This is a genomic window from Streptomyces sp. NPDC048462, assembly GCF_043200175.1.
Lineage (GTDB): Bacteria > Actinomycetota > Actinomycetes > Streptomycetales > Streptomycetaceae > Streptomyces.
In genome coordinates this window covers 293352-308190 of record NZ_JBICXG010000003.1, presented here as the reverse complement: position 1 = coordinate 308190, position 14839 = coordinate 293352, and the positions used below count along the sequence as shown (strand labels likewise).

At 71.4% G+C, this 14839-nt stretch carries 12 protein-coding genes and 2 riboswitches; of the genes, 3 read left to right on the top strand and 9 right to left on the bottom strand.

Going from position 1 to position 14839, the window contains the following annotated elements; all coding sequences use genetic code 11:
* Positions 1-19: 19 nt before the first annotated feature.
* The gene (locus tag ACGFU6_RS07410; protein WP_393608723.1) at positions 20-640 is read right to left on the bottom strand and encodes a TetR/AcrR family transcriptional regulator; all 621 of its coding nucleotides are present in this window, start codon (positions 638-640) and stop codon (positions 20-22) included.
* Between the two features lie 579 nt (positions 641-1219).
* Positions 1220-3121 carry an alkyl/aryl-sulfatase gene (locus ACGFU6_RS07405; protein ID WP_393608722.1) on the bottom strand — a complete coding sequence of 634 codons (1902 nt, stop codon included), beginning with the start codon at positions 3119-3121 and terminating at the stop codon, positions 1220-1222.
* A gap of 267 nt (positions 3122-3388) precedes the next feature.
* Between ACGFU6_RS07405 and ACGFU6_RS07400 the strand changes: the two genes are divergently transcribed.
* Both ACGFU6_RS07400 and ACGFU6_RS07395 read left to right on the top strand, forming a co-directional pair.
* The gene (locus ACGFU6_RS07400) at positions 3389-3661 is read left to right on the top strand and encodes a lipopolysaccharide assembly protein LapA domain-containing protein (RefSeq protein WP_393608721.1); all 273 of its coding nucleotides are present in this window, start codon (positions 3389-3391) and stop codon (positions 3659-3661) included.
* A gap of 377 nt (positions 3662-4038) precedes the next feature.
* Positions 4039-4338 carry a hypothetical protein gene (locus tag ACGFU6_RS07395; RefSeq protein WP_393608719.1) on the top strand — a complete coding sequence of 100 codons (300 nt, stop codon included), beginning with the start codon at positions 4039-4041 and terminating at the stop codon, positions 4336-4338.
* A 59-nt stretch (positions 4339-4397) separates the two neighbouring features.
* Here the strand turns inward: ACGFU6_RS07395 and ACGFU6_RS07390 are convergent, their stop codons facing one another.
* Both ACGFU6_RS07390 and ACGFU6_RS07385 read right to left on the bottom strand, forming a co-directional pair.
* Positions 4398-4793, bottom strand: a complete 396-nt coding sequence (locus ACGFU6_RS07390) for a hypothetical protein (RefSeq protein WP_393608717.1) — start codon at positions 4791-4793, stop codon at positions 4398-4400.
* Between the two features lie 76 nt (positions 4794-4869).
* Entirely contained in the window at positions 4870-5616 is a 747-nt protein-coding gene (locus ACGFU6_RS07385; RefSeq protein ID WP_393608716.1) for a VOC family protein, read from the bottom strand.
* Positions 5617-5742: 126 nt separating this feature from the next.
* Here ACGFU6_RS07385 and ACGFU6_RS07380 point away from each other — a divergent pair, with 126 nt between their 5' ends.
* Positions 5743-6609 (top strand): GNAT family N-acetyltransferase, encoded by an 867-nt coding sequence (locus ACGFU6_RS07380; RefSeq protein WP_393608714.1) that lies wholly within the window; start codon positions 5743-5745, stop codon positions 6607-6609.
* A gap of 335 nt (positions 6610-6944) precedes the next feature.
* On the opposite strand, the gene ACGFU6_RS07375 is transcribed toward ACGFU6_RS07380, so the two are convergent.
* Genes ACGFU6_RS07375 through ACGFU6_RS07355 form a run of 5 tightly spaced genes read right to left on the bottom strand, consistent with a single transcriptional unit; the run spans position 6945 to position 14241 of the window.
* Complete coding sequence (locus ACGFU6_RS07375) at positions 6945-7784, bottom strand: ECF transporter S component (protein WP_393608712.1); 840 nt, start codon at positions 7782-7784, stop codon at positions 6945-6947.
* Positions 7781-9442 carry an ABC transporter ATP-binding protein gene (locus tag ACGFU6_RS07370; protein WP_393608710.1) on the bottom strand — a complete coding sequence of 554 codons (1662 nt, stop codon included), beginning with the start codon at positions 9440-9442 and terminating at the stop codon, positions 7781-7783. Before ACGFU6_RS07370 ends, ACGFU6_RS07375 begins: the two co-directional genes overlap by 4 nt.
* On the bottom strand, positions 9439-10611 hold the full coding sequence (locus tag ACGFU6_RS07365) for an energy-coupling factor transporter transmembrane component T (protein ID WP_393609067.1): 1173 nt from the start codon (positions 10609-10611) through the stop codon (positions 9439-9441). Before ACGFU6_RS07365 ends, ACGFU6_RS07370 begins: the two co-directional genes overlap by 4 nt.
* 16 nt (positions 10612-10627) lie before the next feature.
* Positions 10628-11545 (bottom strand): hypothetical protein, encoded by a 918-nt coding sequence (locus ACGFU6_RS07360; protein ID WP_393608709.1) that lies wholly within the window; start codon positions 11543-11545, stop codon positions 10628-10630.
* Positions 11542-14241: a prenyltransferase/squalene oxidase repeat-containing protein gene (locus ACGFU6_RS07355; protein ID WP_393609065.1), complete on the bottom strand. Its 2700-nt coding sequence runs from the start codon at positions 14239-14241 to the stop codon at positions 11542-11544. Before ACGFU6_RS07355 ends, ACGFU6_RS07360 begins: the two co-directional genes overlap by 4 nt.
* Positions 14242-14467: 226 nt before the next feature.
* Positions 14468-14538: riboswitch (cobalamin riboswitch) on the bottom strand.
* 142 nt (positions 14539-14680) lie between these two features.
* A riboswitch (cobalamin riboswitch) is annotated at positions 14681-14757 on the top strand.
* Positions 14758-14839 lie beyond the last annotated feature (82 nt).

Below are 14839 nucleotides of genomic sequence, written 5' to 3'. Positions count from 1 at the left end.
CGGGGTCGGCTCGGGGCGGTCAGGGCTGCGGGGGTGCGGGCGCGGCGCCGGCACAGCGCAGTGCCATGGCGACGAGTTCGGCCAGGAGTGCCTCGGTGGCCTTCTCGTCGCGGGCGGCGAGCGGGTCGACGAGCACTTCACCGATCGCCCCGGTGAGCGCGGCGGCGGTGATCTCGCCGTTCTGGGCGGGCAGCAGGCCGGACTCGATGCCCTCGTGGACGACTTGGGCGAACAGGGCCCGGTAGCGGCGGCGGAACTCGAGGCGTTCGGCGCCGACCGCGGGTTCGGCGGGGGCGGCGAGCAGCGCGTAGGCCAGCCCGCGGTTCTCCAGGGCGCGGCGGGCGAAGACCTCGACGCCGCGTCCGATCCGCCCGGCGGGGTCTCCCGGCCCCTGGAGCACTTCACCCAGTACGTCGGCCTCGCGTCCGGCTGCGCGCCGGAACACCTCGACGGCCAGCGCCGTCTTGGACGCGAAGTGCTGGTACACCGAGCCGGCCGCGATGCCCGCCGAGTCGGCGACGGCGGTCACGGACGCCTGTGACCAGCCCACTTCCGTGATCACCGAGGTGGCGCAGACGATCAGGTGCTCCCTGGCGGCTTCGAGGCGACTGATTTCGGCTGGGGTCTTGCGGTAGGCCATAAAAGAAGTGAACCATCATTCAGAGTTTCCCGCCACGGTCGGTTCCACCGGCCCCGCCCGTCAGGAGAACGTGACGCACCTCAGTACCCTGCCGGACAGCGCCGTCCGCTCGGCCGGCGACGGCGAAGCGGTCGTCTACCGTGAGCGGCGCTGGACCTGTCGCGAGTTCGCCGACGCCGCGCGCCGCGCCGCGACCGTGCTGCGGGAGGCCGGGCTGGGGCAAGGGAGACCGGCTGGCGGTGATGGCGTACAACACCCCCGCCTTCCTCTTCGCGGCGTTCGGGGCCTGGTAGGCGGGCGCCACGCTGGTGCCGGTGAACCACAAGATGCGGACCGCCGAGGTGGCAAGGCAGCTGCGGCACTGCGCAGCCCGGCTCGGGGTCATCGACGCGGAGACCGGGCCGCGTGCGACCTCGGCGGACACCGCCCATGCCGTCGCCGGTACGCCACCCGGACACCGGGGACGCCCGCCCGCACCCGCCGTGGGGCGAGACCGTGGTGGCCGTGGTCGTACCGCCCGCAGGCGCCGAGGTGGACCGGGCGGGGCTGCGTGCCTGGCTCGGGCCCCGGCCGTCCGGGTCAGGGGGTGACGATGGCGAAGTCCGGGTCCGGGTCGCTGAGGTGGCCCAGCATTTCGGTCAGCCGGCCGATGTCCCCGGTGATCTCGACTCCGGGGCGGGCCGCGAGGTCGGCCGGGGCCACGACGCCGAGCAGGACGGCCCGCACCTCGGCCTCGGTCAGCGAGATCTCGACGTCCGGGTCGGCCGCGGACGGGCCGGTTCCCATGACGTGCGTGAGGACACCGTTGCGCAGCCGCAGCGTGAGGGCATCACCGCCGGACGGCTTCCAGCGCACGGTGATGTCCGCGTCCCAGCTTCGCGGCCCGTCCACCCGGATGGCGAGGGCGTCGCACAGCTGGTCCAGGGTCAGTGCCGCGAGAAGGTCGGGCGCGACCGTGGTGGTGGGCGTGCCGACCGATCCGTGCCGCAGTTCCAGCGCACCCATGAGGTAGAAGTTGCGCCAGGTCCCGTTCTCGCTGCCGTATCCGAGCTGCTCCAGCGCGTCGGCCTGCAGTGCGCGCGCCTGTTCGTTGTCCGGGTCCGTGAACAGCACGTGGTTGACGACCTCCACGACCCAGCGGAGGTCTCCTTCACCGAAGGACTCACGGGCACGGCGCAGCACCTCGTCGGCGCCGCCCATGAAGTCCACGTACCGCCGGGCGGCCTCGGTCGGCGGGTGCTGCCACAGATGGGCCGGGTTGCCGTCGAACCAGCCGAGGTAGCGCTGGTAGACGGCCTTGCTGTTGTGGCTGACCGAGCCGTAGTAACCGTGCGTGTGCCAGGCCTGTTCGAGGGCCGGGGGCATCACCATCTCCTCTGCGATCTCCGCCGAGGTGAGGCCCAGGTTGAGCATGCGCAGCACCTGGTCGTGGAGGTACCCGTACAGGTCCCGCTGCTCGGACAGGAAGGTCACCACGCGCTCACGGCCCCAGACGGGCCAGTGGTGGGAGGCGAAGGCCAGGTCCGAGGAGCCCGCGAAGAGATCGATGGCTTCTGTGAGGTACCGGGACCAGACATGCGGGTCGCGGACCTCGGCGCCGCGCAGGGTGAGCAGATTGTGCAGGTTGTGGGTCGCGTTCTCCGCCATGCACAGGGCCGAGCGGTCGGGGAAGTGGATGTTCAGTTCCGCCGGTGCCTCGGTGCCGGGGGTGAGCTGGAAGACCATGCGGATGCCGTCGACGGTCTCCGTCTGCCCGGTGCGGGTGATGTCCACCGTCGGGGGGATCAGGCCGACCTCACCCGTCGAGACGGTCTGCCCGAGCCCGGCGCCGATCTGTCCGCGCGGCCCCTTCGGCAGGGCGGCACCGTACATGTAGGCCGCGCGACGGCCCATCGCCGTACCCGCGTAGACGTTCTCCCTGACGGCGTGCTCCACGAAGCCGTGCGGGGCGAACACCGGTACCCCGCCCGCGACCTCCTCGTCGGTCAGGACGCCACGCACCCCGCCGAAGTGGTCGACGTGGCTGTGCGTGTAGAGCATCCCGGTCACCGGCCGCTCGCCCCGGTGACTGCGGTACAGCGCGAGGCCGGCGGCGGCCGTCGCCGCGCACACCAGGGGGTCGATGATCAGAACACCGCGCTCGCCCTCGACGATCGTCATGTTCGACAGGTCGAAGCCGCGGATCTGGTAGATGCCGTCGGTGACCTCGAAGAGCCCGTGGTCGGAACAGAGCCGGCTCTGCCGCCACAGGCTGGGGTTGGCCGTGTCCGGGCACTCCTGGTCGAGGAACCCGTAAGCCTCCAGGTCCCACACCGCACTGCCCTCACCATCGCGGATCACGTGGTCCTCTGCCGTGCCCATGAATCCGCGCCGCGCGTCCTCGAGGTCCTGGGCGTCGCCGAAGGGATAGTTCTGCCGGACAGCCTCGTTCGCCTGTGCGACGGCCCGCTCGGCGGGCTTCGTGTCGGTGTTCTGGGGCATCTCGAACTCCCTCAACGCGGTGGACCGGAGCGCCGGCGTCCCATGGGACGCGGCCAGTGCCACCCTCACCCGGCGTGCATGGCCGCACGAGTGGGTGTAGGCCGTCCGGGGGAACCGCGCCGGCCTACCGCACGGACCGGCGTCCGCCGCCACCCCGGTCCGCCCCGCCGCGCCGGCCGCCCCGCCGCGCCGGCCGCCGCCACCCCGTTCACCCGGCCGGCCGCGCCTGTCGAGGCGTTACTCCTCGCGCTCACCGACGCTGGAGCCATGAGCCCAGAGGAAGCCCGCAAGCCGTCAGGTCGCAGCGGTGGGGGGAAGAACACCAAGCGGGGCCCGAGGCTTTCCCCGGCCCGGATCGGTGTGCTGGTCCTGGCCGCCGCCTCGATCGTCGTCATCGCGGAGAACACCCGCGAGGTGACGATCCGCCTCCTCGTCCCGGTGGTCACCATGCCGCTGTACCTGGCGCTGCTCATCATGTTCGTGCTCGGCGGTCTGTGCGGAGCGCTTCTGCTGCGCAGCAGGACCAACGCCGCTCCCTGAACCGGCCGTACGCGTCGGTTCACGGATACGGCTGCCGGCATGTCGAACACGGGCCGATATGGTGCGGCCGGGCGACGCCAAACCGCCCGCCGCCCGCCATGGCGCCACACATACCGGGTGTCGGCCCGCGAGTCCGCCCGGAGGGCGCCGCGCCCAAGCGGACGAAGACAGTCCGGTCGTACGGAAACAGGCGTCTCCTCCTGTCTGACACGCCATGGGCACTGTTCGACACATCTGCCGGGTTCACGCCATTCACGCCGACTCATGTGGTATTGGGCAGCTCGGCGGACAGGCTATTGATCAGGTGCCCGGCGATCGAGAACGCGGCGGCGCCACCACACCTGGAAGTGACAGCACCAGACAGAGGAGGCCTCTATATGAGCATGATCCTTACCGGCAAGCTGGAACTGAGTTCGACCAACCCCGTCGAGACACGCGGCGGCAACACGTCGACCTTCACCTGGGTCGACTTCCCCACCCCGTTCCCGACCGGCTCGGACGTCATCGTGCACGCCACGACACAGACGTTCAACGCACCCGACACTCCGGGCATCCGACTGCACGGCGTGAGTGAGACCGGCTTCTTCATCCGCTTCAACGAGCTCTACGGGGCGGGCACCAAGTCGAACGGGGCCCACGGCGTGGACACCGTCGGCTGGACCGCGTACACCGTCTGACACCCGGCAACCCGCCCGCCCCCAACGCCCGAAGCGCGTCCCGGCGGGCTTCGGGGCGGTCACTCCTCCCGTACGGGCGCGGCGTCGCGACCCGGGCCCGTACGGCGGTGCAGGTGCAGCGTCAGGGCGAGCAGCCCGAGCGGGGTGGCGGCGGCCAGAACGGCGACGGCCCGGCGCTCCCGGATGGCCACGGCCTCGGCGCAGCCGGTCGTGGCGAGTTCGTCGGGCCCGGCGTCGGGGCCGTACTCCCGCTTCGTGAACGCCTCCCGGTCGAAGAGCGCGGGCGCACCGCACGACACCGGCTCCGGGAAGCTCCCGTCGTTGTCGAAGGACGGCGGGAAGAGCATCAGCCCGAGAGCGAACAGGAAACCGCCGATCGCCGGGATCGCGAGAACCCACGCCCCGATGAGCTGCTCGCGGGCGGTGCGGGGCGCGTTGGCGTCGACGTCAGTCACGCCGGGAGACGATACGTCCCGGCGCCGCCCCGGCGTCCGCCGGGGCTCGGGGCCGTGCGTGGCCACCGGCTCCGCGTCAGGAGGACCGGCCCAGGACGCAGAACTCGTGGCCCTCCGGGTCCTGCAGGCACGTCCACGGGACGTCACCCTGGCCGAGGTCCAGATCGGTGGCACCCAGACTCCGCAGCCGGGCCACCTCCGCCGTCTTGTCGTCACCCGGGTACGGCAACAGGTCGAGATGAGCGCGGTCCGGCACGTTCCGCACACCGGGGGTGCGGCGGAACTCCACGTACGGGCCCACGTCCTTGGCGGAGCGCAGCACCGCGCGGTCGTCGGTCGCCTCACGCACGGTCCAGTCCATCGCCTCGCCCCAGAACCGGACCATGGCCGACGGCTCCGCGCAGTCGACCACCACCCGGGCGATCGGCCCGGTGTCCCGATAGGTCTCGCGGGGCTCCAGCACGCAGAACTCATTGCCCTCCGGATCCGCGAGGACCACCCACGGCACATCCCCCTGCCCCACGTCGGCGGGGGTCGCGCCGAGGGACCGGAGGCGGGTCACCAACTCGGCCTGGTGCTCGGCGGAGGTCGTGGCGAGATCGAGGTGCAGACGGTTCTTCGTGGCCGTCTTGGGTTCCGGGACGATGACGACATCGATGCATACGGCGGACGCGTCCGGCCGGAGGAAGCCGCCGCCGGGTTCTACGTTGCTCACGCCCGGCCCCTCACTGGACAGCTCCCAGCCGAGCGCGCCCGCCCAGAAGCGGCCGATGGCCGAGTCGTCAAGGGCCTTCATGTTCACCTGAACAGGACGCACTGCCATGACAAGATCCTATGCGCGCAACCCACTTGGCCGAGCGAGGTTCTCGGTCGGGCCGCTGAGGGGGCAGCACTACTGGGCCGGATAATCGGTTGCGGCCCCTTCGGGGTGGGGTATCTGATCCCGGCTATGACGATTGTGCTGCGGTCGCCGGCGGTCAGCGGGGTACGCGAGGCCATGGCGGCTCTGCGGGATTGGCAGTGCGACGGAGCGCCGATGCAGCTGCATTCGGGGGACATCGGCTGGAACTACCGCTTCGGGACAGCCGAGACGGCCGCGGCGGTACGGACCTGGAGCCGGGACGGACGGATCCTCGCGGTCGGGATGCTGGACTCGCCGACGGTGGTGCGGATGACGGTCGCTCCGGACGCCTTCCGGGATGAGGGCTTGGCGCGGCGGCTCGTCGAGGACTTCTCGCTGCCTGAGCGCGGCGTGCTGCCGGATGGAGCGGTGTCGGTCGAGGCGCCGCCTGGCCTGCTGCTTCACGAGCTGTTGACCAAGGAGGGCTGGGGCGTCGACGAGCCGTGGACGCCTCTCTTCCGCAACCTCGTGGAGCCGGTGGCGAACCCCGGCGTGCGGATCGGGGCGATCAGTCCGGAGCAGGCGCACGATTTCGCCGACGTCCTGCGGTCGGCGTTCAACACCTCGGGTCCCAGGCGTTCTTACTGGCCCGCGATGTCGGCGGGACCGTTCCACGCCGACGCCCGCTGCCTGGGCGCCTATGACGACCGGGGCAACATGGCGGGGGTGGTGACGGTGTGGTCGGCCGGCCCGGGGAAGCCGGGGCTGGTCGAGCCGATGGGCGTACACGAGGACCACCGCGGTCGCGGCTACGGCCGGGCGATCACCATGGCCGGGGCGGCCGCGCTGCGGGAGATGGGCTCGTCGAGCGTGCGCGTCTGCACGCTCGGTTCCAACATCGCCGGCATCGCCACGTACAAGGCAGCCGGTTTCGAGGCGCAGCCGGCGGTAAGGGACCGGATCCGGGCGGTCTGACACCGCGGCTGCCCGGCAGAGCGGGCCGGATCCCCGGCGATCACCGAGACGCGGTCCCGGGTGGCAGCGCCCGTCGCCACCTGCGGGTGCCGGTGGTCACTGCGATCCGCTTCCCGCCGGCGCACCGGCTGCGTCAGGCGTGGCTGAGGAAGCGGAAGCGGGTGCGGAATCATTCATGCCCTCACCCAACTCGGACGGGCGGCGACGCACAGCCGTTCGGATACTCGGATCCCGGGTGTGCATACTCATGAGCCTTGAAGGAACGGTACAAAGCCCCCGGACATCCGTGAGGAGGGTTCAGCTGCGCTGGTGCGGGCCTGGGCAGCTGACGGGCGTCACGCATATTTCGACGCCTCTTGGTCCCGGTCGCGCCCGGCGGGCGCGGGCGGGGTGAAGCGGACCGGTGCACGGAAGCGGGCGCGCCGGACGGCGCGACGGAATGTCGTCAATACGGCGGGACCGGCGAGAACGATGCAGACGAAGTTGGTGACCGCCCGGCCGGTGTCCCAGCCGAGGGACGTGGCCAGGTCGAAGGCGAGGTAGCGATGCCACTGCTCGGTGAACGGCAGGCCTGGGAGGTAGGCGATGGAGCTGTTCGGGTCGAGGGAGAACGGCCAGAAGGAGAGGTTGAGCAGGAATCCGAAGAGGTAGCCCGAGACGGATCCGTAGCCGGCCAGCATCAGGACTTCACGGCGGCCCGTCGCGCGGGGCAGGAATCCGGCCAGCATGCCTACGAATGCGCACCCGAACATCTGGTACGGCATCCAGGGTCCGACACCGCCGGTGATCAGCGCGGAGGTGAACAGCGAGGTGCAGCCGAGCGTGAATCCGAAACCCGGGCCGTAGACGCGCCCGGCGAGGACCAGGACGAAGAAGACGGTTTCGATTCCGGCTGTTCCCGCGCCGAGCGGGCGCAGGGCGGCGTTGACGGCTGACAGTACGCCGAGCATGGCCAGTGCCTTGGAGCTGATCCCGCCTTCGGCGATCTCGGAGAGGACCACGCAGAGCACGAGGACGAGCAGAACACCGAAGATGAGCGGCGGCGCGTGGTTCGAACCGAACTTTCCCGGAGCTACGACGAAGGGCCAGAAGAACGCCACGACGCCCAGGAATGCGGCCAGTGCGATGACCAGGGAGACGCGCGGGGTGAGCCGGATGGCTGTCGTGGTGGTCATGTGACGTCCTCGGTCGGGGCCGTCGTCCCGGCAAGCGCCGAGGTCACCTGGTCGACGGTGAGGTAGGGCAGCGGGGCGAGGATCTTGGCCGTCTGGGGTGCGAACACCGGTGAGGCGACGATGACTTCGCCGGTAGGCCCGTCCGCGACGATGTCTCCCTCCGCCATGACGACCACGCGGTCCGCGGTGCGTGCGACGAATTCGACGTCGTGGGTGGAGATGACGACGCCCCGGCCCTCTTCGGCGAGCGCGGCGACGATCCGGGTCAGTTCCGCCTTGGCCCGGTAGTCGAGCCCGCGGGTCGGTTCGTCCAGGAGCAGGACCTGGGGTGCGGCGGTCAGCTGGACCGCCAGGACGAGGGCCAGCTTCTGTCCTTCGGACAGGTCCCGGGGGTGGGTCGCGTCCGCGATGCCCGGCGCGAGGCGGTCCAGGATCGTCCGAGCACTGTCGGTTTCACCTGTCGCGGCCGACTCGCTGTCCGCCTGGTCGAGTTCCTGCTTGACGCTTTCGAGGTACAGGAGGTCCGCGGGCGTCTGGGGGACGAGGCCGACGGCACGGCGCGCGTCGACGGCCGCCATGGTGTGGGGGTCCCCGCGCTTCCCCGTGCGCGGGTCCCTCGTGTGCACCCGTCCGCCACTGCGCGGGCCGGAACCCTGGAGGGCCCAGAGCAGGGAGGACTTGCCTGAACCGTTGCGTCCCATCAGCGCGGTGATCTCGCCGCCGCTCAGGTCGAGGTCCACCTCCCGGACCGCCGGCACACGGTGGTAGCTGACGGTGATTCCGCGGGCGGTGAGCAGCGGCGGACGGCCTTCCGCCGGAGCCGGCCGTACCGGCGCGGGTGCGGTGGCGGCCAGCCGGGTACGGAGCGGTGCGGCGGCCCGGCGGGCGTCGCGGACGGACAGGGGCAGCGGGTCCCAGGCGGCTGCGCGGGCCAGTTCCACGATCGGCGGGGCGATGGAGGACGTGCGGAGGATGTCGGCGGGCGTGCCGTGCACCACGCGTCCGCCGCCCGGCAGGTGGACCACACGGTCGGCGTACTGGACGACGCGCTCCAGGCGGTGCTCGGCCATGAGTACGGTCACGCCGAGGTCGTGGACGAGGCGGGTGACAGCGGCGAGTACCTCGTCCGCCGCCGTCGGGTCCAGGGCTGAGGTGGGTTCGTCGAGAACGAGGACGCGGGGGTGTGCGGTGAGGACAGAACCGATGGCCACCCGCTGCTGCTGCCCGCCGGAGAGTTCGTAAAGGGCGCGGTGGCGCAGGTCGGCAAGGCCCAGCAGGTCGAGGGTTTCCTCGACGCGTTTACGCATGACCGCCGGAGCGATGGCCAGCTGTTCCATCGCGTAGGCGAGTTCTTCCTCGACGGTGTCGGTCACGAAACCGTCGAGCGGGTCCTGGCCCACCACACCCACCACGTCGGCGAGTTCACGCGGCGGGTGGTGGGCGGTGTCACGGCCGTCAACGGTCACACGGCCGTAGAGGGTGCCGCCGGTGAAGTGCGGCACCAGCCCGTTGACAGCTCCCAGCAGGGTGGATTTGCCGACGCCTGTGTGGCCGACGACGAGGCACAGCTCGCCTTCCTCGACGGTGAGGTCCACCTCGCGCAGGGCGGGTTCGGCCGCGTCGTCGTACTGAACGGTGACCTGGTCGAACGTGATCACGTGGCTTCGGCTCTCTCGGTGCGTTGCGTGGGGATGACCGGGCGGGACGGGGCGGCGGGCGGCGGGGCGAGGAACCCGGCAGTTCCGGCAAGCAGGATCGCCAGGGTCGGCACCAGGGGCAGGGTGGGCCAGGTGAGCGGATAGATGGAGGGGTTGAGTTCGGCGGCGTTGTAGCCGATGTTGCTGAACAGCATTACGGCGGAGAGCACTCCGGCTCCCGCGACGGCCCATTCGGGCGGTCGCCAGGGGTCGGGCCGGTAGGTGGTGCGGGTGACCCGGCGGCCGCCCAGGCGCAGCCCGGCCACACACAGCACCGCGCCCGCCGCCATGGCCGGGAACCCGAGGAGTGCGGGCGTCGTCGCGTCGAGGAGTCCGTATGCTCCGGCGCACAGGCCGCACATCCCTGCGAGCATCAGCGCCCCGGTGATCCGGCGGGAGCGGCGGGTGGCGGTGCCCGCTCTGCCGTATCCGCGCGAGTCCATGGCCGCGGCCAGGTGCAGGGAGCGTTCGAGGGCGTCCTCCAGGACGGGGACGGCGATGCTGCGGAGCGCCTTGAGTCCCTTGTTGCGTCCTGCCCGGAGTCTGCGGGCGCGGGCGACCCGCTGCACGCTCTGGACGAGTTGGGGGGCGACGCTGATGGCGACGGTGACGGCGACCCCGAGCTCGTGGAGCGCGCCTGGCAGGACCCGCAGTGCGCGTTTGGGGTTGGCCAGGGTGTTGGCCGCTCCGATGCAGCAGAGCATGCAGGCGAGGCGCAGCCCGTCGGTGGCGGCCGAGAGGAGGGCTTCCAGCGAGACGGGACCGCCGAGTTGGATGCCCGCGTACCAGTCGGGGGTCGGGATGTGCGGGAGCGAGAAGAGGAAGTGGTCGTGCGGGGTGATGCCCGTGGCGAAGACAGCCCGGAACAGGACGCGGATCGCGACGACGGTGAGCGCGAGGTAGAGGTAGTACTTGAAGCCGCGGGCCCAGGGCGCCTCGGTGCGGCGTGCGGTGACGACGAAGCCGAGCACCGCGAGAACGAGGAAGAGCAGCAACGGGTTGTTGGTGCGGCTGACGGCAGTAGCCAGCGCCAGGGCCCAGATCCACCAGGCGACCGGATGGAGTGTTCTGGGCAGCCGACGGCCGCCGCTGTCCGGCGCGGGGCCGGGCAGCGGCGTCGTCGCGGGCATGGTGCGCGACACCCGGCTACTCCGTACGGCGTCGGCGTCTGGCGACGAACACCGCGCCACCGCCGATCAGCACGATCAGCGAGCCGCCGGCCACCACGGGAACGAGGGAGCCGGGGTCGTGTTTCGCGTCGGCGGCCGGGGCGGCGTCGAGCACTGGGGGCCGGGAGGACGCCTTCGTCCGCTTCGGCGTTTCGCTGGGGCTCCGGGTCGGGCTGGGTGACGCGGACTTCGACAGGCTGGGCGTTGCCGTGCGGGAGGGCTTCGCCGAAGCGGGACGGGACTTCGACGGGCTGGGCTTCGGTGTCTCCGGGGCCGGGCCGGTGTCCGTGCCCGGCGGGAGGGCGGGCGCCCGGTCGGTCGACGCGGGCTTCCCCGCGTTCCCCGTTGCCCCGGTGTTGTGGGCGCGCAGTTGGTCGGGCTTGAACTGCGGGAGCCCCTTCGTGCCGCCGATGTCCGTACCGCCGAAGATCCACAGGTCCACGCTGCCCGGCTTCGGCTTGTAGAGCATGGCGCCGAGCTGGCTGTACTCCCAGGTGTTGGCGCCCGGGTCGGCGTGCCAGTACGACCAGTAGGCGGAAGCGGGCGGCGTCAGGACGCAGTCGTCCTGCTGGGGCGTCGGGTACTGCTTGCCGCCCTGCTGACCGCTGTAACCGATCCGGCAGATGAAGGCCGGGCCGTCGTGGCCGGTCCCGGTGGTGCGCCAGCCGCCCTGGTTCAGGAGCTCGTAACCGGTGGTCGGGGTCGTGCCGCAGGAGCGGTAGACCGGCCCGCCCCAGTGGCTGAAGTCGACCGCGAGGACGACGCCGGAGGTGGTGGTGCAGCGGCCCATCGGCTGCGGGTCGGCTGCGGCCGAAGGGGCGGTCGCCGTCACTGCCGAGGCCGACATCACGAGGGCTGCCATCGCCTGCACGGCCCTGCGGCGGACGGAACTCATATGTGCCCCCCGTCGGTGGCACGACGCCGGGCGACGACCACCGTGCGCCAGCCGGCGCCGACGAGCAGAGCGGCGAACCCGACGAGCGCGCCGACCCGCGCACCGGTCGAGGCGAGTACTCCGCCACCGGACCCGCCGGCATCGGTGTCGATGATGCCGCCAGTACCGCCTGCGCTGTCGTCGGGAGTGACGATCAGCGGGGTGGAGGAACTCGGGCCGGGCGTGGGCTGTGCACTCGTGCCGGTCAGGCTGCGCTCCAGCGTGCCGAACGACACTCCGGTCGCCCCGCTCACTGCCTGGGTGGAGGCGCGCAGGTCGGAGCCGCTCTGCCCCTGATCGGCGACCCGGAATCCGCCGTCCTTGTTCTGCTGCGAGGCGAGGAACTTCCGGGCGTCAGCAATTTCGGAACCGTACGTCTTCGAGTCCAGGGAGAGCCCCTGGACCGCCAGCGCCGCCGAGTTGACGGAGTTGCCGGCCGCACCGGGGAAGCCCCCGTCGTTCAGCTGCTGTCCCGCGAGCCACTTCAGCGCCTTGCCGACCGCCTTGTCCGCCTTCTCGCCGCCCGCGAGGTCGAGCGTCATGGCGGCCATGGCGGTGGAGTCGACCTCCGAGTCGCCCGTGGCGGGGATGAGGCTGGGCCAGGCACCGTTGCCGTGCTGGAGGCTCTCGAGGTACGCGGTCGGCTCCTGCGCCCCGTTCCTGTCGCCTGCCCGGAGCTGGGCCATGATCGCCAGGGACTGGGAGAAGACCGAAGGGGCGTAGGTGTAAGCACCCTTGGCCGCGCAGCTGCGGTCCGGCGCCTTGCTCGGCGCGGCGCACACCGCCTTGTCCAGAGCGGCGATGAGGTCGTGGCCGCCGAAGGAACGCGGATCGCGTCCGACGGCCTCGGCCAGCAGTGCGGTCTTGCCGATGGATCCGCCCAGGGCGTACTTGGTCCCGGTCAGGGTCCAGTCCTGAAGGGTGCGGCCGTCGCCGTCCTTGCCGCCCTTGTCGAGGAAGTCGACGATGCCGCGCAGCTTGGCGTTGTTCAGCCCGGTGGCGGCAAGTGCGTAGGCGCCGTCGATGGTGAGGCCGAAGTCCGCCCGGGAGCCGCCGGTGTCGGCCGCGTAGTACTGGCCCTGCTTGAGGTTGGTCCCGCTGGTGAGGTAGGCGACGCCCTTCTTGAGGTCCGGTCCCTCGCCTGCCGGGAGAGCCGGGTCGCTCGTCGGCGGCCTTGTGGTGGGCGGCTCGGGAGTGGGCGGTTCCGTGGTCGGCGGGTCGGTCGGCTCGGGCTTCTTCGTCGTCAGACGGGAAAGGTCGCTGCCCGCGCCCGCCAGCACCGCTGGGCCCGTCGCGTAGAGGGCCGGGTCGGTGGCGTCCTGCTCGAAACCAAAGCCGCCGCCCTCCAGTTGCTCCCGGGAGAGCCAGGCGACCGCGGCATCGGCGTGCGCGGTGTCATCGAGGGACCGGAGTGCCTGCGCCGCGTAGGCGGTGGCGTAGATGCTGCCGGTCGTCGATCCGGTGTAGCCGGGGAACGCACCGTCCTCGCGCTGGGCCTTCTTCAGGTACGCCCGTGCCTTGGCGACTTCCGCGTCATGGCCGCCCACCTGCTGGAGAGCGAGGACGGTGGCTCCGGTGATGCCGGGGTCACCGTCGCAGTACTCGCCGGGCCGGATGAGGATGCTGGTGATCCCGCCGTCATCGCACTGCAGCTGCGTCAGCCGGTCCACGGCTTGGGCCGGGGGTTCCACGCCGGCCCTCAGGAGCGCGAGCAGGGACAGCGCCTGGCCGTCGGCGTATCCGGCGTTGCGGAAGTCGCCCTTGGCGGTGCAGCCGGGCGTGGGGCTGCCCGATTCGGGGCCCGCGGCACAGACGTTGTCGGCCAGGTCGGCGATCAGGTCGTGGCCGCCGAAGTCGTGCGGATCTGCCTCGATGGCCTCTGCCAGGAGGGCCAGGCGGGCAGCGGCGGTGGCGTCGGGGGCTTCGTCGTTGCCTGCCGCGTAGGCGTAGTCGTCGGTGTGGGCGGCGAGGAAGGCCGTGGCCTTACCGAGGCTCGCGCTGTCGCGGTCAGCGGCGGCCAGCGCGAAGGCGGCCTCGGTGGTCAGGAGGTAGTTGGGGGCGCCGGCGCCGTCGTCGACCACGCGTTCCCCGTCCGTGAGCGCGCCCTCGACCCAGGCCGTTGCGGCCGGCAGGTCGATCTGGCCTGCCGGAACGGTCGGCGTTCCGGTCGGGTCGGGGTTCTCACCACCGCCGCCGCCTGCGCGCACCTCGTCCGGGGTGAACGTCGGCCTGCCGGATGTGCCGCCGATGTCCGTTCCGCCGTATACCCAGGCGTCGACGTCGCCGGCCTTGAGGTTGCGGCTCATGGCGCCGTACTGACTGTAGGTCCACTTGTTCTGGCCGGGCGAGGCGAGCCAGTACGACCAGTAGGCCGTGGCCGGCGGGGTGAGCACGCAGGCCTCGTCGTCCGTGGTCGGGTACTGCGTGCCCGCGCCGTGACCGATGCGGCAGATGAAGGCCGGGCCGTCGTGCTGGGTGCCCTCGGTGGTGAAGCCCGCCTCGTGGAGGAGTTCGTACCCCGTTGTGGGGGTCGCGTCGCAACCACGCTCGACCCCGCCCCCGAACGGGCCGAAGTCGACGGCGACGATCGCACCCTTGGTGGGCGTGCAGTCGCTGAGCGGATCCGCGTGGGCCGGGGTGACCCCGACGAACGTCATTCCTGCGGCGAGAAGCAGGAATGCCACGGCTGTCAGAGACAGGAACGCTCTCGTCCCCGTTCGCCGGTCTCTTCGCTGTGCGGTCTCCACCACGGCCCCCTCGTTCGGTGTCCGAAGGGACGGGAACGTGGCTGAGGAGCCATCACCACACGCGACATATCGCAGGGCTGGGCCGGTCGACCACGCCGTAGTCCGCGACGGCGTTTCTCGCTGAAGATCAGGTCCAGGCATTCCGGCTCGCCCGGTCGGAACCGGGCCTACGGTTGCGGGTCAGCGCCGGAATCGGACCGGCTTCCCCTGGAACTCAGTGCGTATCAGCGGGATTGCAGCACGCATGTACACACTCCGTCAAGACATGGCCATGGACGAGGAGAAGCCGTGCGTGGGGTGTGTCTGGCGGGACCAGAGCCGCTGGGGTAGCGTCCTGGGCTGCCGAGTGGGGGAACCCGGTGAGACTCCGGGGCTGACGCGCAGCGGTAGTGGGACGGCTGGGGGCCGTTCCGAGCCCGAATGCCCACACGGCGATGTACTCCAGCAAGCCGGTCCACGCGTTCGGGCGGCGGCCCTGGCCCCCTCTGCCTCCGGCCCGGAGCGGACG

Bases quoted from the DNA above. Each gene is read 5' to 3' on its own strand.
- ACGFU6_RS07375 (WP_393608712.1), bottom strand. From the start codon at position 7,784: ATGACCACCACGACAGCCATCCGGCTCACCCCGCGCGTCTCCCTGGTC.
- ACGFU6_RS07360 (WP_393608709.1), bottom strand. From the start codon at position 11,545: ATGAGTTCCGTCCGCCGCAGGGCCGTGCAGGCGATGGCAGCCCTCGTG.
- ACGFU6_RS07385 (WP_393608716.1), bottom strand. From the start codon at position 5,616: ATGGCAGTGCGTCCTGTTCAGGTGAACATGAAGGCCCTTGACGACTCG.
- ACGFU6_RS07395 (WP_393608719.1), top strand. From the start codon at position 4,039: ATGAGCATGATCCTTACCGGCAAGCTGGAACTGAGTTCGACCAACCCC.
- ACGFU6_RS07365 (WP_393609067.1), bottom strand. From the start codon at position 10,611: ATGCCCGCGACGACGCCGCTGCCCGGCCCCGCGCCGGACAGCGGCGGC.
- ACGFU6_RS07380 (WP_393608714.1), top strand. From the start codon at position 5,743: ATGACGATTGTGCTGCGGTCGCCGGCGGTCAGCGGGGTACGCGAGGCC.
- ACGFU6_RS07355 (WP_393609065.1), bottom strand. From the start codon at position 14,241: ATGACGTTCGTCGGGGTCACCCCGGCCCACGCGGATCCGCTCAGCGAC.
- ACGFU6_RS07410 (WP_393608723.1), bottom strand. From the start codon at position 640: ATGGCCTACCGCAAGACCCCAGCCGAAATCAGTCGCCTCGAAGCCGCC.
- ACGFU6_RS07400 (WP_393608721.1), top strand. From the start codon at position 3,389: ATGAGCCCAGAGGAAGCCCGCAAGCCGTCAGGTCGCAGCGGTGGGGGG.
- ACGFU6_RS07405 (WP_393608722.1), bottom strand. From the start codon at position 3,121: ATGCCCCAGAACACCGACACGAAGCCCGCCGAGCGGGCCGTCGCACAG.